Source organism: Stutzerimonas marianensis (genome assembly GCF_022810315.1).
GTDB lineage: Bacteria > Pseudomonadota > Gammaproteobacteria > Pseudomonadales > Pseudomonadaceae > Stutzerimonas > Stutzerimonas marianensis.
Window position 1 is genome coordinate 98,129 of sequence record NZ_JALGRD010000002.1, and the last position, 18,860, is coordinate 116,988.

General features: G+C 63.4%; 18 protein-coding genes. 9 read left to right on the forward strand and 9 right to left on the reverse strand.

Translation table 11 applies throughout. The features are described 5' to 3' along the window. Positions 1 to 264: 264 nt before the first annotated feature. Positions 265 to 2,265 carry a TonB-dependent receptor family protein gene (locus MST27_RS03445; RefSeq protein ID WP_243604624.1) on the reverse strand — a complete coding sequence of 667 codons (2,001 nt, stop codon included), beginning with the start codon at positions 2,263 to 2,265 and terminating at the stop codon, positions 265 to 267. 305 nt (positions 2,266 to 2,570) lie between these two features. Here MST27_RS03445 and MST27_RS03450 point away from each other — a divergent pair, with 305 nt between their 5' ends. Then, a complete protein-coding gene (locus MST27_RS03450) occupies positions 2,571 to 2,747 on the forward strand; it encodes a hypothetical protein (RefSeq protein WP_243604625.1) in 177 nt (58 codons plus the stop codon). A 159-nt stretch (positions 2,748 to 2,906) separates the two neighbouring features. Beyond that, the gene (locus MST27_RS03455; RefSeq protein WP_243604626.1) at positions 2,907 to 3,092 is read left to right on the forward strand and encodes a hypothetical protein; all 186 of its coding nucleotides are present in this window, start codon (positions 2,907 to 2,909) and stop codon (positions 3,090 to 3,092) included. A gap of 87 nt (positions 3,093 to 3,179) precedes the next feature. Here MST27_RS03455 and MST27_RS03460 read toward each other — a convergent pair whose 3' ends face one another. Then, positions 3,180 to 4,919: an amidase gene (locus MST27_RS03460; RefSeq protein WP_243604627.1), complete on the reverse strand. Its 1,740-nt coding sequence runs from the start codon at positions 4,917 to 4,919 to the stop codon at positions 3,180 to 3,182. Between the two features lie 151 nt (positions 4,920 to 5,070). On the opposite strand from MST27_RS03460, the gene MST27_RS03465 reads away from it, so the two are divergent. Next, complete coding sequence (locus MST27_RS03465; RefSeq protein WP_243604628.1) at positions 5,071 to 7,197, forward strand: TonB-dependent siderophore receptor; 2,127 nt, start codon at positions 5,071 to 5,073, stop codon at positions 7,195 to 7,197. Between the two features lie 83 nt (positions 7,198 to 7,280). Here the strand turns inward: MST27_RS03465 and MST27_RS03470 are convergent, their stop codons facing one another. Beyond that, positions 7,281 to 8,492 (reverse strand): MFS transporter, encoded by a 1,212-nt coding sequence (locus MST27_RS03470; RefSeq protein WP_243604629.1) that lies wholly within the window; start codon positions 8,490 to 8,492, stop codon positions 7,281 to 7,283. 98 nt (positions 8,493 to 8,590) lie between these two features. On the opposite strand from MST27_RS03470, the gene MST27_RS03475 reads away from it, so the two are divergent. From MST27_RS03475 to tal, 4 genes are all read left to right on the forward strand, one after another. Beyond that, entirely contained in the window at positions 8,591 to 9,541 is a 951-nt protein-coding gene (locus MST27_RS03475; RefSeq protein ID WP_243604630.1) for a LysR family transcriptional regulator, read from the forward strand. Between the two features lie 220 nt (positions 9,542 to 9,761). Then, the gene (locus tag MST27_RS03480; RefSeq protein WP_243604631.1) at positions 9,762 to 10,286 is read left to right on the forward strand and encodes a nuclear transport factor 2 family protein; all 525 of its coding nucleotides are present in this window, start codon (positions 9,762 to 9,764) and stop codon (positions 10,284 to 10,286) included. A gap of 241 nt (positions 10,287 to 10,527) precedes the next feature. Beyond that, positions 10,528 to 11,529: a tRNA dihydrouridine(20/20a) synthase DusA gene (gene dusA / locus MST27_RS03485; protein ID WP_243604632.1), complete on the forward strand. Its 1,002-nt coding sequence runs from the start codon at positions 10,528 to 10,530 to the stop codon at positions 11,527 to 11,529. Between the two features lie 125 nt (positions 11,530 to 11,654). Then, on the forward strand, positions 11,655 to 12,581 hold the full coding sequence (gene tal / locus MST27_RS03490; protein ID WP_243604633.1) for a transaldolase: 927 nt from the start codon (positions 11,655 to 11,657) through the stop codon (positions 12,579 to 12,581). On the opposite strand, the gene rssC is transcribed toward tal, so the two are convergent. Next, positions 12,582 to 13,064: an anti-sigma factor antagonist RssC gene (rssC, locus tag MST27_RS03495; protein WP_243604634.1), complete on the reverse strand. Its 483-nt coding sequence runs from the start codon at positions 13,062 to 13,064 to the stop codon at positions 12,582 to 12,584. Continuing rightward, the gene (gene rssB, locus MST27_RS03500; RefSeq protein WP_243604635.1) at positions 13,061 to 14,245 is read right to left on the reverse strand and encodes a two-component system response regulator RssB; all 1,185 of its coding nucleotides are present in this window, start codon (positions 14,243 to 14,245) and stop codon (positions 13,061 to 13,063) included. Before rssB ends, rssC begins: the two co-directional genes overlap by 4 nt. Before the next feature lie 204 nt (positions 14,246 to 14,449). Here rssB and MST27_RS03505 point away from each other — a divergent pair, with 204 nt between their 5' ends. Next, a complete protein-coding gene (locus tag MST27_RS03505) occupies positions 14,450 to 14,749 on the forward strand; it encodes a PilZ domain-containing protein (RefSeq protein ID WP_243604636.1) in 300 nt (99 codons plus the stop codon). A gap of 75 nt (positions 14,750 to 14,824) precedes the next feature. Here the strand turns inward: MST27_RS03505 and MST27_RS03510 are convergent, their stop codons facing one another. After that, the gene (locus MST27_RS03510; RefSeq protein WP_420864215.1) at positions 14,825 to 15,526 is read right to left on the reverse strand and encodes an MlaA family lipoprotein; all 702 of its coding nucleotides are present in this window, start codon (positions 15,524 to 15,526) and stop codon (positions 14,825 to 14,827) included. 224 nt (positions 15,527 to 15,750) lie between these two features. Here MST27_RS03510 and MST27_RS03515 point away from each other — a divergent pair, with 224 nt between their 5' ends. After that, positions 15,751 to 16,017, forward strand: a complete 267-nt coding sequence (locus MST27_RS03515) for a DUF4404 family protein (RefSeq protein WP_243604637.1) — start codon at positions 15,751 to 15,753, stop codon at positions 16,015 to 16,017. Between the two features lie 63 nt (positions 16,018 to 16,080). On the opposite strand, the gene queF is transcribed toward MST27_RS03515, so the two are convergent. The 3 genes from queF to MST27_RS03530 all read right to left on the reverse strand — a co-directional run bounded on the left by queF (position 16,081) and on the right by MST27_RS03530 (position 18,695). Then, positions 16,081 to 16,911 (reverse strand): NADPH-dependent 7-cyano-7-deazaguanine reductase QueF, encoded by an 831-nt coding sequence (gene queF, locus MST27_RS03520; RefSeq protein WP_243604638.1) that lies wholly within the window; start codon positions 16,909 to 16,911, stop codon positions 16,081 to 16,083. Positions 16,912 to 16,986: 75 nt separating this feature from the next. Further along, complete coding sequence (locus MST27_RS03525) at positions 16,987 to 17,766, reverse strand: ABC transporter permease (protein ID WP_243604639.1); 780 nt, start codon at positions 17,764 to 17,766, stop codon at positions 16,987 to 16,989. Further along, positions 17,763 to 18,695, reverse strand: a complete 933-nt coding sequence (locus MST27_RS03530; protein ID WP_243604640.1) for an ABC transporter ATP-binding protein — start codon at positions 18,693 to 18,695, stop codon at positions 17,763 to 17,765. Before MST27_RS03530 ends, MST27_RS03525 begins: the two co-directional genes overlap by 4 nt. Between the last annotated feature and the right edge of the window lie 165 nt (positions 18,696 to 18,860).

Sequence of the window (18,860 nt, forward strand, 5' to 3'; positions counted from 1 at the left end):
TACAGTGGCTAACCAGCGCAGACAGGTGCCGGCCGATTTGCTGAGCTCGGCACGGCCACGAGCCGAGCACTTCAAGTAAAACAACAAGCGACACGTCCATCCTTGGATTGCCAAAGGCCCTGCTGGCCTGGTTTTTCGGCCAGTTGCCTGAATCTGTCCGCGTTTGCCAAGAGGCAAGCGTGACGCTCAAGGTTCATCCCTTTCGCGCCCGCTCCTGCGCGTGATGCTCGCTTGGCCCGTCGATGGCGGGCCTTTTTTTAGCGTTCATTCGAATGTGAGCTTGACGCCCGCGTAGAGCGTCCGCCCTGGGGCGGGCTCATAGTAACGGCCGAAGTTGTCGTTGATTCGCAGGTTGTCGTAGTAGTCACGGTCGAACAGGTTGTCGACGCCGACGTAGGGTTCCCAGCGCTGCCCACCCATGGACACCCGCCAACCCAGCCTTGCATTGGCTACCGCATACCCGGCGACGCGGTTTTCGTTGGCGTTGTCGGCGTACTGGTGATCATGGACGTTCAGGTTCAGCCGCGCGTACCAGGCCTCGCGGTCGAAGCCTACTTCGGTGAACAGGCTCTGTCGCGGAATGCCGGCGATGCGATTGCCGTCGTAGGCGTCGAAACGATCGAAGCGATAGTCGTTGTAGCTCCAGGCACCCGTCAGTTGCCAATACTGACCGAACAACCATTGCGCACTCAGTTCCACGCCATCGCGGCTGCTACGACCGGCATTGGTATAGAAGGTGCGCCCGTCCACCACCGGCACCAGTTCGTCTTCGATGCGCATGCTGTAGATCACGGCCTCGTAGCGCAACCCGGGCCACTCCCCCTTCAGGCCGATCTCGCGATTGGCTGCGCGCGCCGGCCCGAGGGAGGGATTGAAGCCACCACCGGCCGGGTTGGCCAACTCGTTGATGGTCGGCGTCTCGAACGACGTGGCGTAGCGCCCGTAGAGCACGTGGTGCTCATCCAGTTGCCGGCTCAGGCCGAGGCTGTAATTCCAGTCATCCAGCGTGCGCCCACCGGAGGCATCCCCGTCGTCGAGGAAGCGGTCCTTGGCATCCAGTCGAACGCTGTCGTAGCGCAACCCGGTGGTCAGCAACCAGCCCTCGGCAAACGCCAGCTGATTTTCCGCAAAGACACCGCGGCTATCCGCCGACTCCCGTTGACGCTGGGTGAGCGCTCCGGTCATTCCGCCGTCAAGATTGTCGTGCCGACTGCGCTCGTCGCGCTGGCTTTCCAGATCCAGGCCGACCGTCAGCTCATTGGGCAAGCCCGCCCACGCCTGGCGAAAGGTGCGTTGCAGACCGATGCCGGCAAACCAGCGGTCATAACTCGTCTGCCCGTTGGACTGCAGCGGCAAGCGGTTGCCAAATTCGCGGCGGCCGTAATAGCCGCGTACCTGGTAGCTGTCATCGCCGGCCGCCTGCCCCTCCCAGGCCAGTGACAGGCGCTGCTGGCGGATCCATTCATCCGAATCGAACTGAAGGCTCTGAGGACGCGCCTGGGAACGGTCCTCGCGGACCTGCGCGAGCGTCAGCGCGCCCGGGTCTTCGGCACGGTTGTCGATCGCATGGAGCGTCGCGCTCAAGGTTCCGGTTTCGCCCTGCCAGCGCACCTTGCCGGTGAGGTTGTTGGTTTCCGCCACGCCTTGTGGGCGATACCCCTCGAGCCGGGTACTGCTCACCGCCAGCAATCCACCCAAGGCACCCACAGTGCCGCTGGTTTCCGCACGCGCCCGGCGATAACCCAGTTCGCCGCCTGTGAGTTCCACTTGCGTGCGTGGCGTCGCGCTCGGCTGACGGGTCTCGATGGACAGCACACCACCGGCGGCATTGCCATGAATGGTCGAAGCCGGCCCCCGGATCACCTCGACGCGCTCGACCAGCGAGGCATCCAGCCCATCCATTTCCGTCTGCCCGTCGGGCATGGTCAGCGGTACGCCATCGACCAGCACCCGCACACCACGCACGCCGAAGCTGGAGCGCGCGCCGAAGCCACGGATCGACAGCCGCATGCCTTGCGCCAGGTTGTAACGGCTCTGGGAAACGGTACCGGGAATCGGGGCGAGAAAGCTGTCCAGAGTCAACAGCTGCTCGCCGGGCTGATCCTCGGTTGCCCTGGCGCTGACGGCCATCGGCAGCGTGAACCAGTCGCTCTCGCTTCTCGGCGACGTCACCAGGAGGGGATCGAGCACCAGCGCATCGGTGGATTGCGCCGCTGCGGAGCCGGAGGCAATGGCTATCGCTCCGACGAGTGTCCTCTTGAACATCTGTGGTTCCTTCATCTGGCTGGCGACGAACGCCCTTTATTGTTCTGGCCTAGCGCCCTGGCTAGCGAACCCTAACGCCCCCTGCGGCGTCACGCCAAGCGTCGACATCGCAACGGCTTCCAGCGGACCCCGTGCCAGCCACTTTGTTCTGAACCGTGCGTAACAAGGCGCGAAGGCCAGACGCGCCAGATGACACGCGAGCCCTGGCGTAATAAACGGTAACCGGGTGCGGCATTCCAGCAATTGACAGTGCAGTGGAGGAATCCTAGCGTTCGCTGACGTTTACCTGCTGAACGGAGGCAATCATGGACATCCAGGTTCGACCGCTGACGCCCCTTGAAGGAAGCCTGTGGGAGGTACGCATGGATCGAAGGAAGGTCACTTTCCGCAGTGAATCCGAAGCCCGCGCCTTCGTTCAAACCCTTCAGGCGCGTCTGGCCGCACCACACGCCCTGCCCCTCGCCGAACAACGCCAGGCCTGACGGCCGAGCCACCGCGCACCGTGCCTGCAAGCGGACGCGGTGCGCTGCCTTTGCTATGCCATGGTGAGACCGGCATTTAATGCCATTGCACCAACGGCCAATGGAAACCTGCGTGAATAACGCGTTGGATAAACGCTCCTTTTCACGTGAGCCACACTCATGAACCTCTACCAAATCGCGCTGTGCGCCGTGCTCAGCCTGGGCATGATCGGCGCGGGCGCGCTGCTCGATTATCGCAATCACGACCGCGACAGAGCGGCCCGGACCACGGACTACTCGAACCCGAACACCCTCCTCACCGGCCGCCCCAAGCCGCGCGACGAAAAGGAAAAGCCAACAGCCTGAGCAGCCAGCCAGAGATCAGGAGCCGCAGCGGTTCCGCGAACGCTGGACGGCGCGCTGGTCACCGCCGACTCCCCGACGGCCAGCCACTCAGCTCGTCGGCCTGGCACAGGCTGCGTCTGACAGCGGCGGCGTACGAGGTGGTACCTGGCGTTTGCTACCCATCGACTCGTAGGCAGCGGCCAAGCGCAGCAGTGAGGAATCGTCGTAGGCGCGGCCAGCGAACGTCAGCCCGACCGGCATGCCGATATCGGCCATGAGGCCCATCGGCACGGTGACCGTGGGCACGCCCAGGTGCCGGATCGCGAGATTGCCATTGGCGACCCAGACGCCGTTGCTCCAGGCGATGTCCGCCGACTCGGGATTGACGTCCGCGTCGGCGGGCGCCACATCGGCGACCGTCGGGAAGATCACCGCATCAAGCCTAAGTCGATCCATCCACTGCTCCAGATCGAGCCGACGTGTCTGCTCCAGGCCGCGCAGACCGTCGGGTAGCGTCTCGATGTTGTCCCAGGGCGTGATGCCGCGCTGGGCCATGCGTACGTATTCATCCATCCCGGCCGCCAGGTCGCCCTCGCGGTTCGGCAAGGTGCCGGGGTCGTGCGGGAAGATCTGCGGACCGTCCACATCCACCAGACGGTTCAACGCGGGGTCGCCATTGGCCTGCAGGAAATCGTCGAAGGCCCAGGCGGTCAGGTCCCAGAGCTCATGATGGAGAAATTCCTTGGAGACCAGCCCGCGGTTGAACACTGTCGGTGCGCCCGGGCGATCCCCTTCGCAATTGGAGACCAGCGGGAAATCCACTTCCACCACCTCGGCACCTGCAGCTTCGAGCGCACGGCGGGCAGCGACCCACAGCGCGATCACCGACGGTCGTGTATGGATGCGCTGCCCGGTGGGCCCGCCGATCCCGGGATTCTCGCTGGTACCGGCCTCGGGGTCGGCATTGATGTACATCTTCGGCACGCCAAAGCGCTTGCCGGCCAACGCACCAACGCCCGACAGCAAGTCGAGGTAAGACGCCGGGCGCACCGAAGTAACACTTGGCAACGGCACCCAGGGCTGCATGCGCCACAGATCGCCACGGGTGTCCGGGTCCTCGGCGACGATGATGTCGAGCACTTCGAGCAGATCGGCCATGGTGCGGGTGAACGGGACGACCACATCCATGGTCGGCGTCAGCGGCCAGTTGCCGCGCACCGAGATGATCCCGCGTGACGGCGTGTAGGCACACAGGCCGCTGTTCGAGGCCGGCCCGCGGCCGCTGGACCAGGTTTCCTCGGCCAGGCCGAAGGCGGCGAAGCTGGCCGCGGTCGCGGTACCGGCCCCATTGGAGGAGCCGGAGGCAAAGGGTGCCGGCAGGTAGTCACCGTTGTAGGGGCTCTCCGCGCGACCGTAGACGCCACGCTGCATCCCGCCGTTGGCCATCGGCGGCATGTTGGTCTTGCCCAGGCAGATCGCGCCTGCCGCGCGCAGACGCTCGATGGTAAAGGCGTCACGGTAGGCGACGAGCTTGGCGAAGGCCGGGCTGCCGGAGGCCGCTGTGAGGCCCTTGACCAGGTAGCTGTCCTTGGCCGTGTAGGGGATGCCGTCGAGCGGACCGAGCGTTTCGCCGCGTGCACGGCGCGCGTCGGACTGGCGCGCTTCCTCTAGCGCCTCGGGATTGCGGACCACCACGGCGTTGAGTGCGGTCGGCGTGTCGAGGCCATCGTAAGCGTCGATTCGCGCGAGATAGGCCTGAACCAGTTCGACCGCCGTAACCCGCCCCGCCTCCAACGCATCGCGCAGATCGGCAATGGACGCCTCGGTGACTTCGATCGGTGTATTCATTCGGCCCTCTCTGGTTCTGGAAACGGTGCGCACAATATAGCGATATCCGCCCGGGCCGCCGAGAGGTCAGGGTTATGCGATACGATCTCAGTTGATAATAAATCGCAATAACTCTAGGATGCGCGCCCCCACCGTTTCCAAGGATCGTACGATGCGGCGCCTTCTGTTCCCGATGCTCGCGGTTCCCACCCTGCTCTGCCAAACCACGGCCCTGGCCGACGAAGCGCAACAAAGCCCACTGGCGCTTGATGAAATGGAAGTGACCGCATCGGCCGAACGCGCCGACGGCCCGGTCGACGGTTATCGTGCAACCCGCTCCGCCAGCGCCACACGTACCGATACCCCCATCCACGAGACGCCTCAATCGATCAGCGTCGTACCCGCGCAGGTCGTGCAGGACATTGGCGCCACCCGCCTGGAAGATGCGCTGGACTACGCCGGAGGTGTCGAGCGCGGCAACAATTTTGGCGGTCAGGGTCTGACCGAATTCCTGGTACGAGGCTTCAGCACCCAGGAGTTCTACCGCAATGGCTTCGCGGTCAACCGCGGCTACCCGAACATGCCCGACGCCAGCACGCTGGAGCGCATCGAAGTCCTGCGCGGTCCGGCGTCGATGCTCTATGGCCGCGGTGACCCGGGCGGAACCTTCAACATCGTCAGCAAGCAGCCGCAGGTGCAGCGACGTACCGTACTGGGCAGCCAGGTCGATACCGAGGGCCTGCGCCGCGGCACGCTCGATACCACTGGGCCATTGGACGACGAGGCTACCTTCACCTATCGCCTGAACCTCGTGGCCGAGGGTGCCGACAGTTTCCGCGATCACGTCGAAAGCGAGCGCTACAACATCGCGCCGGTGCTGCACTGGCAGCTCAGCGACGACACCGCCGTAATTCTTGAAGGCGACTATCTGCACAACCGTCACCCCATGGACCGCGGCGTCACCCGCTACGCCACGCAAGCCGGCGAATTGCCGCGCGACCGCTTTCTCGGTGAGGAAAGCGCCGGCAAACTGACCAACCAGAACGCCACAACCCAGCTGCGCGTGGAGCACCAGCTCAGCCCAGACTGGGCGCTACGCGGCGGTGTGCAGTACCTCGACGGCAGCATCGACGGCGGTGCGGTGGAGAGCAACGGCATCGCCGCAGACGGCCGCACCATCGGTCGCAACTACAGCGAGCGCTGGCTGAACTGGAACGACTTCATGGCTCAGGCCAACCTCGAGGGCCATTTCGACACGGCGGGGCTGGCGCACACCCTGCTGCTCGGTCTGGAGTTCGACGATTTCAATTACAACTCGCTGATCCGTCGCTCCAGCGGTGCGCTCGACGCCTTCCCGATCGACCTTTACACCCCGGCCTACGGCCAGGCCCTGCCCGAGCTGACCCGCACTACCACCCACGACGCGGAAGACCTGAAGACCTACGCCCTCTACCTGCAGGACCAGATCGCCCTGACCGAACGCCTCACCGCGCAGGTCGGTGCTCGCCTGGAGCGCTTCGAGCAACGCTACGTCAACAAGCTCTCCGTCGCCGGCAGCTGGGAGCAGTCGCACAACGCCGTGTCGCCGCGCGTAGGGTTGATCTACGACCTGACCGAAGCGCTGGCCGTGTATGCCAACACCTCGCGCTCGTTCAAGCCCAACCGTGGCGCGGACCGTTCCAGCCAGGCGTTCGACCCCGAACAAGGGATCGCCCATGAAATCGGCATCAAGTACGAGCTGCCGGAGCACGACATGAGCGTCACCGCCGCCCTGTTCCACATCACCAAGGAGAACGTGCTGACCACCGATCCGCAGGACAGCAACTACCAGGTGGCTGCCGGCGAAGTGCGCAGCCGCGGCTTCGACATCAGCGTGGCTGGCAACATCACCCCGCAGTGGCGCGTGATCGGCGGCTATGCCTATGTCGATGCGCAAGTCACCGACAGCACGACAGCCAGCATGCCGGTCGGTACTCGCCTGGCCAACGTGCCACGCCACAGCCTGAACCTGCTCGACACCTATGAGTTCACCGACGGCGCGCTGGCTGGGCTCGGCCTGGGCGTCGGCGTGAAGTACGTCGGTGATCGCCGCGGCAGCAGCTCGAATTCCGCCTTCGACATGGACGCCTACACCACTGTCGACCTGCTGGCCTACTATCCACTCACCGAACGCGTGCGCCTCAACCTGAACCTCAACAACCTGTTCGATGAGCAGTACGACGAACGCGCCTGGGGCAATATCTGGGCCTACCCCGGCGCCCCGCGCACTTTGCAGGCCGGCGTTTCGATAAGCCTCTGAATAGCCATCAGGCAAGCGCCCGGGGCACCGTCTCAGCGCCCCGGGCCGCGGATGGCCAGCACATCGCTGTCCATCCGGATCAGTCAGGGCCTGCCGCCGCGGGCCAGCCGCACACCCAGCGCCGTGGTGGCTGCCAAAGTCGCCAGCCCCACCACACCCATCCAGCTCCACTGCGCGAAGGCGATGCTGCCGAGTCCGGCGCCCGCTGCCATGCCAACGAACACGCCCGTGAACAGCACCGCATTCAAACGGCTGCGTGCGGGTGGGTCGATGCCATAGACAATGGTCTGGTGAGCCACCAGCGTCGCCTGGATACCGAAATCGAACCCGATTGCAGCCACCACGATGAGGCCCAGCTGCCACTGTGGCGGAACAGCGACCGCCAGCCCCAGCATGGCAAAGCAGACAGCAATCAGCCCGGCACCGAGGCGGGTCACGCGCTCCGGCCCGCTGCGGTCAGCCAACCGTCCCGCCAGAGGCGCCGCCAGCGCACCCGCGGCTCCGGCCAGGCCGAACGCACCGGCGGCAGCGCTGCCCAGACCGAAGCTTGAATGCAGCATCACCGCCAGGGTGGACCAGAACGCACTGAAACCCACCGATAACAGCCCTTGTGAGAGTGCCGCACGACGCAAGGCTGGATAGCGCGCCCAAAGCTTCAGCATCGAGCCAAGCAAGTCGCCGTAGGACAAGGCGGTGGTGGGAGCGAAGCGCGGCAAGCCGCGCCAGGCGCCAAGCCCGATGAGCGCAATCGAAACGGCCGCCAGCCCGTACACCGCTCGCCAGCCGAACTGGTCCGCAATCAGCCCACTCATTACGCGGGACAGCAGGATGCCCAGGAGCAGTCCGGTCATGACAGTGCCGACGATCTTTCCACGTTGCGCCTCGGGCGCTACCGTGGCCGCGGCCGGCACGATGTCCTGCGCCATGGTCGCGGTCAGACCGATCGCCAGGCTCGCCACGAGCAAGGTGGCGATACCCGGGGCGAGACTGCTGACGCACAGAGCCAGAATGAGCAACAGGGACTTGGTCAGGATGATCCGGCGCCGGTCGTATCGATCGCCCAGCGGCGCCAACAGCAGGATGCCCAGGGCGTAACCCAGCTGCGTGAGCATGGGCACCATGCCGACGGCGCGCTCACCCGCCTGGATGTCCGCACCAAGCACACCAAGAATGGGCTGGCTGTAGTACAGGGTCGCCACGCTGAGGCCGGCGCCCGTAGCCAGCAGAAGAATCAACCCACGCGAGGGTGCCGCTGAGCCTTGATCGAGCGAGGGGACAAGCTGAGCTGAAGTCATGACAGAGATCCATTGGCGTTGAAACGTGCCGCCATTCTCTTCGCGCATCACCGCTCGCTGTAGTAGCCTCGTTTACAGATCAGTTATGCGTGAAACGTATGAAAGACCTCCTGGTAACCGGCTTGGATCGCATCGAGCTGCTTCGGACTTTCGTCCGTATCGTCGATACGGGCAGCCTCTCCGTCGCCGCCTCGCAGATCGGCACCACACAGCCAACCATCAGCCGACGACTGCAGGCATTGGAGCGCTCGCTTGGCCTGCAGCTGCTCGCCCGCTCGACACACCGGATGCAACTCACCGGCGATGGTGAACGCTGCTACGCGTACGCCGTGCAACTGCTCGAACGCTGGGCGGAAATGGAAGCCGAGTTGCTCGGCGCACGCGATGATCCACGCGGCACCCTGCGGGTCCAGGCCCCACATGCCTTCGGCCAGGACCAGTTGATTGCGCCGTTGAGCGACTATCTGCGCCGCTATCCCAACGTCAATGTCGAATGGGTATTGCATGATCGCAGCCCGGATTTCAAAGCCGAAGGCATCGACTGCGCGATTCAGGTCGGTGTCATCGACGACCCGTCGGTGGTCGCCATTCGCCTCGGCGAGGTGCCGCGAATCGTGGTGGCGGCGCCAGCCGTGCTGGGCGACGCCCCGTTTCCCAGCACCACGGCCGAGCTGCAGCGCTTGCCCTGGCTGGCACTACGCACCTACTACACCAATGAGGTCGTGTTGATCTGCCAGGCGGACGGGCGCGAGCACCGCTTCGGTATCCAGCCACGCATGAGCACCGACAGCCTCTACGCGCTGCGCAGCGCGGCACTGGCGGGGCTCGGCGCGTGCGTCAGTTCCGCCTGGATCGTCGCCCGAGACATCGATGAAGGGCGTCTCGTCCAGTTGATCCCACAGTGGCAGGCCGCTCCCTTGCCGGTCTACCTGATCCACCCCTACGCACGCAGTTACCCGGCCAAGCTGCGGCTGTTCGCCGAACTCATTCGGCAGCGCATGCCAAATCTCGTCGAATTGCGCGCGTCGGGGCGCGCGAAAACCGATTGACGCCACCGAGAGGGCTTCAAGCCGCGGCCAACTCATGCGTGAAGCCTGCTGGTTCCGAGTTCGCTCGACAACGCGCCCGGCACACGACGCGAGAGAATCGAGCAAGGAGCACGGAGGATCCGGTTACAGCCAAGCCCCACCCAACAGGCAAGCTCGTCCCCACAGTTTCCGATTTGAAGGCTGTGAGGCAATTTCCGACGACTTCCAAAAGGAGCTCAGCATGTACACCTCAACCTCTACTTACATCCGCTCATCCGGCCTGGCGACCGTGCTGGCATTCAGCACCGCGCTGCTGTCCATTCCGACGAACGCCGACACCCAGGATGACGTGGAGACGCGCAACAAGCGAATCGTCACCGAAGCGTTCGACGCCTGGGCCGCGGGCGGGAACACGTTCTTCCGCGACATGCTCGCGCCGGATATGGTCTGGACAATCAAGGGTTCTGGCCCCAGCGCCGGTGAATACCGAGGCCTCGACAACTTCGTCGAGCACGCCATTCGGCCATTCGCCTCGCGCCTGCAGACACCGGTCCGGCCCGTCAGCAAACAGGTCTGGGCTGATGGCGATCATGTCGTCATTCAGTGGGATGGCGCTGGCGTCGCGAAAGACGGCCAACCCTACTCCAACAGCTACGCCTGGATTTTCCAGATGCGCAACGGCAAGGCCACCGAGGTCACGGCGTACCTGGACCTTGGACGTTATGACGATGTGTTGCGGCGCATTCCTGACCCGGACATGCCGTAGCCACGCCGGCCGGGTCGGCACGCTGACGACCCGGCCATACGGCCACCGCTGTCCTCATCTGACCTGACCATCTGGCTGAGCTGCTGATAAACTGCTGCCCTTCTCTGCATAGCCCTGCGCTTCTGCCGGCGGAAAGATCCAACGCGGCTCCGCCAGCCGTGCTGCCAACGATCGGCAGCCGATCGGATCACCGATCGAACCCTGACAGCAACAGGCTTCAGCTAATCAGCCGGAACACCGCATGCTTCTTCGCGACCACACCCAAGTCACCACTCGCCCCTCCCGCCGCTTCTCCGTCGCGCCGATGATGGATTGGACGGACCGCCACTGTCGGTTCTTTCTGCGCCAGCTGTCGCGCCATGCGCTGCTGTATACCGAGATGGTCACCACCGGCGCGCTGATCAATGGCGATACCGAGCGGTTTCTGCGCCATGACGAGGCCGAGCATCCGCTGGCGCTGCAGCTCGGCGGCAGCGTGCCGGGCGAGCTCGCGATTTGCGCGAAGATGGCCGAAACGGCGGGCTACGACGAGGTCAATCTCAACGTCGGCTGCCCCAGCGACCGGGTGCAGAACAACATGATCGGTGCCTGCCTGATGGCGCATCCGGCATTGGTCGCCGATTGCATCAAGGCGATGCAGGACGCAGTCGGCATCGAAGTGACCATCAAGCACCGGATCGGCATCAATGGCCGCGACAGCTACGCCGAACTCTGCGATTTCGTTGGCCAGGTCAGAGATGCCGGCTGCCGCAGCTTCACGGTGCATGCACGTATCGCCATCCTCGAGGGGCTTTCACCAAAGGAAAACCGCGAGATTCCCCCGCTTCGCTACGAGGTCGTGCAGCAGTTGAAGAATGACTTCCCGGACCTGGAGATCATCCTCAACGGTGGCATCAAGTCGCTCGACGCCTGCGAGGCGCACCTGCAGCATTTCGACGGCGTGATGCTCGGGCGCGAGGCGTACCACAATCCCTATCTCCTGGCCCACGTGGATGCGCGGCTGTTCGGCAGCGACGCGCCTATGATCACCCGCGCCGAAGCCTTGCAGCGCATGCGGCCCTATATCCAGCGCCATCTCGAAGCCGGCGGGGCGATGCATCACATCACCCGCCATGTGCTGGGCCTGGCACAGGGATTTCACGGGGCGCGGCGCTTCCGCCAGCTGCTATCGGTGGACGTGCACAAGACCGAGAATCCGCTGGCCTTGCTTGACCAGGCCATCGGCATGCTGGAAGGTCACTGAACCGAGGAACACGCCGTCCCTTTTTCAATCCAAGTGCTGTCCGCAGCCCGCGACACCCGGTTCGGCCGGCTGCCATGCGCCAGGCCGGCCCTGTCGAAACGCCAACTCAGAGGATAGAGCGCCCCATGACTTCCAAGCTGGAACAACTCAAGCAGTTCACCACCGTCGTCGCCGACACCGGCGATCTTGACGCCATTGCCCGCTTGAAACCGGTGGACGCCACCACCAATCCTTCCCTGCTACTCAAGGCGGCGAGCCTGCCGCGCTACGCCGAGCACCTGCAGGCAGCGATGTCCCAGTGCAAGGGCGATATCGGTCTGGGTTGCGACCTGTTTGCCGTTGCCGTCGGCCAGGAAGTGCTCAAGCTGATTCCGGGGCGGATTTCTACCGAAGTCGATGCGCGCCTGTCCTTCGATGCCAAGGCGATGGTGCAGCGCGGCGAACGCCTGATCGGGCTCTACGAGAAGGCTGGCGTGTCGCGTGATCGCGTTCTGATCAAGCTTGCCTCCACCTGGGAGGGTATCCGCGCCGCCGAACAACTGGAGAAATCCGGCATCCAGACCAACCTCACGTTGCTCTTTTCCTTCACCCAGGCCGTGGCCTGCGCCGATGCCGGCGTGTTTCTCATCTCGCCCTTCGTTGGCCGCATCTATGACTGGTACAAGAAGCACGAGGGCCGCGACTACGTGGGCGCCGAGGACCCGGGCGTGCAGTCCGTCAGCCGGATCTACGATTACTACAAGGGCAACGACTTCAAGACGGTGGTGATGGGTGCGAGCTTCCGCAACGTTGGCCAGATCGAGGCACTGGCCGGATGCGATCGTCTGACCATCAGCCCGGAACTGCTGGGGCAGCTGGCTGACATGCAGGGCTCGCTGGAGCGCGCACTCGAGCCAGGCCGTGCGTCCGAGCCGCGTATCGCCATGGACGAAGTCGGCTTCCGCTGGGGCCTGAACGAGGACGCCATGGCGACCGAAAAACTCGCCGAGGGGATTCGTCAGTTCGCGCGGGATCAGGAGAAGCTGGAAGCCCTGCTGCCAACCAAGCTGTAATCAGGAACGTTCCAGCGCCGTCACGAGGTCGCGAAAGGCCTCGCGATTGGATTCGTTGAGGCTCATCAGGATGCGATGGGCCTCCAGCACCTTGCTCTTCACCACGTCCTCGGACTGGTCCTGACTCGGCAGGTCGGCCAGCTGGTCAGGCGTCGGCAAAGGCTGATCGACAATGTTGAACACCTGGTCGAAGCCCATGGACTGAAGCAGCCGGGTGATGTCCTCATGCGTCGTCACCAGGGTTGGCAGCATGCCGATCTTCTGCCGCGAAAGAATGGACAGCTTGGCCAGCAGGCCCAGGGTGGTGCTGTCGATGCTGCGGCTTTCGGTGAGATCGATCACGATGGCGGAGAAATTGAGCGACGAGAAGATCTTTTCGATCGTCGCGTCCAGCGCCGAACAGAGCGTCAAACGAATCTCGCCGACGAACTTCAGGACAAAGGTCCCATCCTGCTCCGCGAACTGGATCGTACCAGTGCTCATGCAAGGTTCCTGCTCAATACCAGCAATGCGATGTCATCCGGCATATCGTCCAGGCCGGCCAGGCCGAACACGCGGCGCAGCCCCTCAAGGGTGCCGCCGGCATTGGCTACGAGCTCGGGCAGTCCCGCCTCCTTCTCTTTGAGCGTCTCGCCGGGCAAAAGGTCCAGAATGCCATCGGACAACAGCGTCAGGCTGAAGGACGCCGGCAATTCAATCTCGTAATTGTCGTATGTCGCTTCGGCGAACAGGCCCACGGGGAGACCACGGCCTTCTAGGTAACGCGCCTGCCCTTCGGTATAGAGGACCGGCATCGGCAGGTGCCCCCCGATGCTGTAGTGCAGCAGGTTGCGCTCCTGATCGATCACGCCGCCGAGCATGGTCACGTGCTTGCCGAGCTTGCAGTTGATCAGGCCGCGGTTGATGTGGTCGAGCACCTCGGACGGCTTGAATTCGCGAAGCACACCGCCGCGCCGCGACTCGTAGAGCAAACGCGTGGTCATGAACTTCAACAACACGGTCACGAACGCGGACGAGGCGCCGTGGCCGGACACATCTGCCAGGTAGAAGCCGATGCGGTGTTCATCGACGCGGAAGTAATCGACGAAGTCGCCGGAGAGGTAGAGCGAGGGGATGATCAGGTGTGAAAACTGGAAATCGTCGATGCTGCAGGGCGTGTCCGGCAGCATGTTCATCTGCACCTGGCGGCCCGCGTCCTGGTCCTCCTGCAGGAGATGCAGGCTGGCCTGCAGGTCGCGGTTGGCCGTTTCGAGCTGTTCGCGGTAGCGGCGGTTCTCCAGCCGCAAGCGCGAACGATCCAGCGCCCGTCGCACCGAGTGCTCGAGCATCGCCAGATCTTCCAGGGGTTTGATCAGGTAATCCGCAGCCCCAAGGCGCAGCGCCTCGACCGCATCGCTCATCACGCCGGCACCGGAAACGACAATCACCGGCAGGTCGGCCTGGCGTTCGGTCACGAGACGGATCAGCTCCAGACCGTCCATCTGCGGCATGCGCAGGTCGCAGATGATCAGATCCGGATGCTCGGCATCGAACAGCTCCATGCCGCGCGGCCCGTTGGGCGCCTGCAGAACCCTGAATCCGCTGTCGTCCAGATAGGCAGCCAGGCTGGCTCGCACTACGTCGTCGTCATCAATGATCAGCAGCGTCGCGCTTGGGTTCTGCATGGTCCTACCAGGCGGTATCGCCAGGATGTGGCGAGAGCATCGGCCCCGCGCGGGCGCTGGGCATGGGATCTTTTCAAGGCGCAGACGGTACTCCCATACGACATGCGTTTCAAGCCAGAGGCAGGCGCTCGGTCCATCGCTTTACAGCCATGATTGACGGGCGTTATAAGGGCCCGGGGGCCATAGCAACGAAAGGACGAAACCATGACCCAGCGCGACCGGGACTACAGCGAGAAACGAGACTTCATCCGCATGCAGATCGAGACGGCCGTGACCCTGACTCACGCCGGCCAGACCTTCGAGGCCATCTGCCAAGACCTTTCCAGCACCGGCATGCAGGTTCTGGCAGCTACTCAGCTGAGCATGGGCGACCAGGTAAGGGTGCAGATCCCATCCGAACACGCCGAACTGAAGGGGCTGGACGCGCAAACCGAAGTGGTGCGCGTCGGCACCCATGGCGACGGCCGTCAGAGCCTGGGGCTGAGCATCCTTTCGATGAACTGAGCGAAGCCCGCGGAAAACAAAACGGGAGCGCCTCAAGCGCTCCCGTTTTTTGTTTCAGGCTGTTATCGCCACGCCTTAGAAGTCGTCTTCGACCTGGCCATCCTGCACTCGGAACTCGCGATTCTGCAGGTAGGCGTTACGAATGAAGATGTAGCGATCACCCGTGATCATCCGCTCGGCCGAAAGTAGGTCGGCTCGCGTATCCACCACATCGACCGCACGCGTGATATTGCGGGTCGGAATGTGATCCATATGCGGGTAAGGCTGCAGGAATGCGTCCGGCACACGACCCGCGGCGTCACGCACCGTGCTCGGCCCCAGCAGTGGCAGCACTACATAAGGACCACTGCCCAGGCCCCAGGCGCCAAGGGTCTGGCCGAAGTCCTCGTCATTCTTCTGCAGGCCCATGCGGGTCGCCACGTCGAAGAACCCCAGCACGCCAAAGGTGGTGTTGAAGAGAATCCGGCTTGTATCGATCCCGGCATCGCGGACCTTGCCCTGCAACAGGTCGTTGGTCAGCACCACCACGTCGCCAAGGTTGCTGAACACGTTGCCGATGCCCGTTTCGAGAAAGTCCGGTGTGACCTTCTGATAGCCCTGCGCCAACGGCTTGAGCGTATAGGTGTCGACGGTGTCGTTGAAGCGGAAGACCACGCGGTTCACCCCTTCCCAGGGATCCTCTTCGGCCGCCAGCGACGAGGTCGCTCCCAGCATGGTCAGCGCCGCGACCAGCGTGACCTTGAAATATCCGAACCAATCCTTGCCGATCGATCGCATCGCTGCATCCTCTTGTTCGCGTGGCAGCTGCCCATGAAAGCGCAGCAGTATAAGGCCTTTCCGACGACTTCAGTCAGCCGTCAGTCACGCCCGCAACATGCTGCAAACAGCGAAACGAACTCGCTCGGGCGCAACCTATCGAAACAGACAGGTCCGGTTTGCTGGTTTAGGCTTCACATGAGCACCGGCCTTGAGAAGTCGCACCAACCACAGAGGGAAGCAAGATGTCCGAACATGACCTGCAGTCGCAACTGCTCGAGTTGCGCAGTCAACTGGCGCAGGACACGCCGCTGACTGAAGAAGAACGCGCGGAGCTGCAACTGATTGCGCGTGATATCGAGTTACGCCTGGCCAACCAGGAGATGGTCGATCAGAACGACTCGCTCGTCGACGGCGTGAACCTCGCGGTCGAGCGCTTCGAGGTCAGCCACCCCAACACCGCCATGACGCTGCGCAACATCATGCAGACCCTGGCGAACATGGGGATTTAGAGCAGCTCGAGGAAACGCGGAAGGCCGGGCGATGGCTCTGCCTGACCTTCCGCAGCCGGAAGGCTATTGCCGGACGAGGCGTCCATTGTCGATGGGCAGGTTCTCGGTGCTGCGGTAGGGATTGATATCCAACCCGCCGCGGCGCACGTAACGGGCATGGACGCTCAGGCGTTGCGGCTTCAGCAAGCGCTGAAGATCGAGAAAGATGCGCTCGACGCATTGCTCATGGAAATCGGCATGCTGGCGAAAGCTCACCAGATAGGCCAACAGGCTCGAATGATCCAGTGCGGCACCCTGATAATCGATGACCACGGTGCCCCAGTCGGGCTGCCCCGTCACCGGGCAGTTGGATTTGAGGAGATGGCTGTACAGGCACTCCTCCACCTCGCGGTCCGGCTCGCAGCGCAGCAGGGCGGCGCACGGTGCGTCGTAATTGTCGATCGCCACGTCCAACGCGTCGATGCAAACTCCCTCCGGCAGCGCGATGCCCTGTGCAGCCACCTCCTCCAGCGTCCTCAGCCTGACGCCAACCGGTTTGCCCGCCGCCGCGGACAGGTCACGCGTCATCACCTCCGCCAGCGCTTCGCGACTGTCGAAGCGGGACTGGTTCAGCGAATTCAGATAGAGCTTGAATGACTTCGATTCGATGATGTTCGGCGAGTCGGCCGGGATGCTGAACTCGCCGATCGCCACCACCGGTTTGCCGGACGGCAGCAGCCACGACAGCTCATAGCAGTTCCAGATATCGACGCCGCGATACGGCAGCGTCTCGGCCGTCAGCCCCAGCTCCGCCCACTTCGGCGCGCGGGGGATGGGAAACAGCTGCTCGGGGCTGTAGGTCGCGACGTAGGCACTCGTCTTGCCCAGCGGCGAATGTTCGGCGGGATGCTGCATGGCGGAAACCTGTACGAAAAACGGCCGACAGTGTATCGGGTTGCGGGGCTTTTATCATCGCAACCCGATACGGCCTTACTGGCGCATCCCGCGCCCGCTGGTCAACAGCCGGATCGACCAGAGGTACAACAGCACGGCGGCGATCAGCATGAAGGTAATGGCGATGCCGATGCGGATGTCCGACACGCCAAGGATGCCGTAGCGGAACGCATTGACCATGTGCAGGATCGGATTGGCCAGCGACAGCGTCTGCCAGAACGGCGACAGCAGGTGGATCGAGTAGAACACCCCACCCAGGTAGGTCAGAGGCGTGAGCACGAAGGTCGGGATGATCGAGATGTCGTCGAAATTGCGTGCGAACACCGCATTGATGAAACCGCCCAACGCGAAGATCGTCGAGGTCAGGGTGATGACGAGCAGCGTCACGCCGAGGTGATGCACTTGAAGATCGGTGAAGAACATCGACAGCAGGGTAACGATCACCGCGACCGCCAGGCCTCGGGTTATGCCGCCCAGCGCGAAGCCGATGAGGATCACGTGTGGCGAGACGGGCGAGACCAGCAGCTCCTCGATCGAGCGCTGAAATTTGCTGCTGAAGAAGCTCGACACCACATTGCTGTACGAGTTGGTGATCACCGACATCATGATCAGGCCCGGCACGATGTACTGCATGTAGGTAAAGCCGTCCATCTCACCGATGCGCTCACCGATGAGATTGCCGAAGATCACGAAGTACAACACCATCGTGATCGCCGGGGGCAGGAGCGTCTGTGGCCAGATGCGGGTGTAGCGGCGGATTTCGCGGTGGACGATGGTCTGCAATGCCACCAGGTTCGGGCGGAATTCTGCGTTCATTGGGCCACCTTGGGCAGGTTGTTTTCCACCATCGACACGAACAGCTCCTCCAGCCGGTTGGTCTTGTTGCGCAGGCTCAGCACCTCGATGCCCTGCGCCGAGAGCATGCGGAACAGCTCGGTCACGCCCTGGCTCTTCTCGACCTGCACTTCCAGCGTGTGGTGGTCGACCAGACGCGCGGGATACGGCCCGAGTTCCGGGGGCACGAGCTGCGATTCCTTGAGGTCGAGCAGGAAGGTCTCGACGTGCAGCTGCTTTAGCAGCTCACGCATGCTGGTGTTCTTGACGATCTGGCCGTGGTCGATGATGCCGATGTTGCGGCAGAGCTGTTCGGCCTCTTCCAGGTAATGCGTGGTCAGGATTATGGTGATGCCTTCCCGGTTGAGCTCGGTCAGGAAGGACCACATCGAGCGGCGCAGTTCGATATCGACCCCCGCAGTGGGTTCGTCGAGGATCAGCAAACGCGGCCGGTGGATCAGCGCTCGCGCAATCATCAGGCGTCGCTTCATGCCGCCGGACAGCATGCGCGACGAGACATCGCGCTTGTCCCAGAGGCCCAGCTGGTTGAGGTATTGCTCGGCACGCTCCTTGGCGACTTTCGCCGGGATGCCGTAGTAGCCGGCCTGGGTGACCAGGATGTCGAACGCCTTCTCGAACTGGTTGAAGTTGAATTCCTGCGGCACCACGCCCAGGCAGCGTTTGAGGCCGCTGGGGTCGCGATCCAGATCATGGCCGAACACGTTGACCGTGCCGCTGGTCTTGTTCACCAGAGTCGAGAGGATGCCGATGGTGGTGGATTTGCCCGCCCCGTTGGGCCCGAGCAACGCAAAGAAGTCGCCTTCGGCCACGTCGAGGTTGATGCCCTTGAGGGCCTGGAAGCCGTTTCCGTAAACCTTGGTCAACTGCCGAATGGACAGAGCAGTAGTCATATGAGAATGCACGCAACGCTGAGGGATTCACCGTACATAAGGGCAGCACGAGACAATTACAACCGCACCGTTCAAAGCTTCCGCCCGAGGTCAGCCCTCCCCCAAAACTGCCCCTCCAGAACTCCCCCTCACCGTTCCGGTCATTAACTGATACCAATCGCGTCA

Excerpts from the sequence above, each read along its gene's own strand:
- MST27_RS03445 (WP_243604624.1), bottom strand. The coding sequence starts at position 2,265 with ATGTTCAAGAGGACACTCGTCGGAGCGATAGCCATTGCCTCCGGCTCC.
- MST27_RS03450 (WP_243604625.1), top strand. The coding sequence starts at position 2,571 with ATGGACATCCAGGTTCGACCGCTGACGCCCCTTGAAGGAAGCCTGTGG.
- MST27_RS03455 (WP_243604626.1), top strand. The coding sequence starts at position 2,907 with ATGAACCTCTACCAAATCGCGCTGTGCGCCGTGCTCAGCCTGGGCATG.
- MST27_RS03460 (WP_243604627.1), bottom strand. The coding sequence starts at position 4,919 with ATGAATACACCGATCGAAGTCACCGAGGCGTCCATTGCCGATCTGCGC.
- MST27_RS03465 (WP_243604628.1), top strand. The coding sequence starts at position 5,071 with ATGCGGCGCCTTCTGTTCCCGATGCTCGCGGTTCCCACCCTGCTCTGC.
- MST27_RS03470 (WP_243604629.1), bottom strand. The coding sequence starts at position 8,492 with ATGACTTCAGCTCAGCTTGTCCCCTCGCTCGATCAAGGCTCAGCGGCA.
- MST27_RS03475 (WP_243604630.1), top strand. The coding sequence starts at position 8,591 with ATGAAAGACCTCCTGGTAACCGGCTTGGATCGCATCGAGCTGCTTCGG.
- MST27_RS03480 (WP_243604631.1), top strand. The coding sequence starts at position 9,762 with ATGTACACCTCAACCTCTACTTACATCCGCTCATCCGGCCTGGCGACC.
- dusA (WP_243604632.1), top strand. The coding sequence starts at position 10,528 with ATGCTTCTTCGCGACCACACCCAAGTCACCACTCGCCCCTCCCGCCGC.
- tal (WP_243604633.1), top strand. The coding sequence starts at position 11,655 with ATGACTTCCAAGCTGGAACAACTCAAGCAGTTCACCACCGTCGTCGCC.
- rssC (WP_243604634.1), bottom strand. The coding sequence starts at position 13,064 with ATGAGCACTGGTACGATCCAGTTCGCGGAGCAGGATGGGACCTTTGTC.
- rssB (WP_243604635.1), bottom strand. The coding sequence starts at position 14,245 with ATGCAGAACCCAAGCGCGACGCTGCTGATCATTGATGACGACGACGTA.
- MST27_RS03505 (WP_243604636.1), top strand. The coding sequence starts at position 14,450 with ATGACCCAGCGCGACCGGGACTACAGCGAGAAACGAGACTTCATCCGC.
- MST27_RS03510 (WP_420864215.1), bottom strand. The coding sequence starts at position 15,526 with ATGCGATCGATCGGCAAGGATTGGTTCGGATATTTCAAGGTCACGCTG.
- MST27_RS03515 (WP_243604637.1), top strand. The coding sequence starts at position 15,751 with ATGTCCGAACATGACCTGCAGTCGCAACTGCTCGAGTTGCGCAGTCAA.
- queF (WP_243604638.1), bottom strand. The coding sequence starts at position 16,911 with ATGCAGCATCCCGCCGAACATTCGCCGCTGGGCAAGACGAGTGCCTAC.
- MST27_RS03525 (WP_243604639.1), bottom strand. The coding sequence starts at position 17,766 with ATGAACGCAGAATTCCGCCCGAACCTGGTGGCATTGCAGACCATCGTC.
- MST27_RS03530 (WP_243604640.1), bottom strand. The coding sequence starts at position 18,695 with ATGACTACTGCTCTGTCCATTCGGCAGTTGACCAAGGTTTACGGAAAC.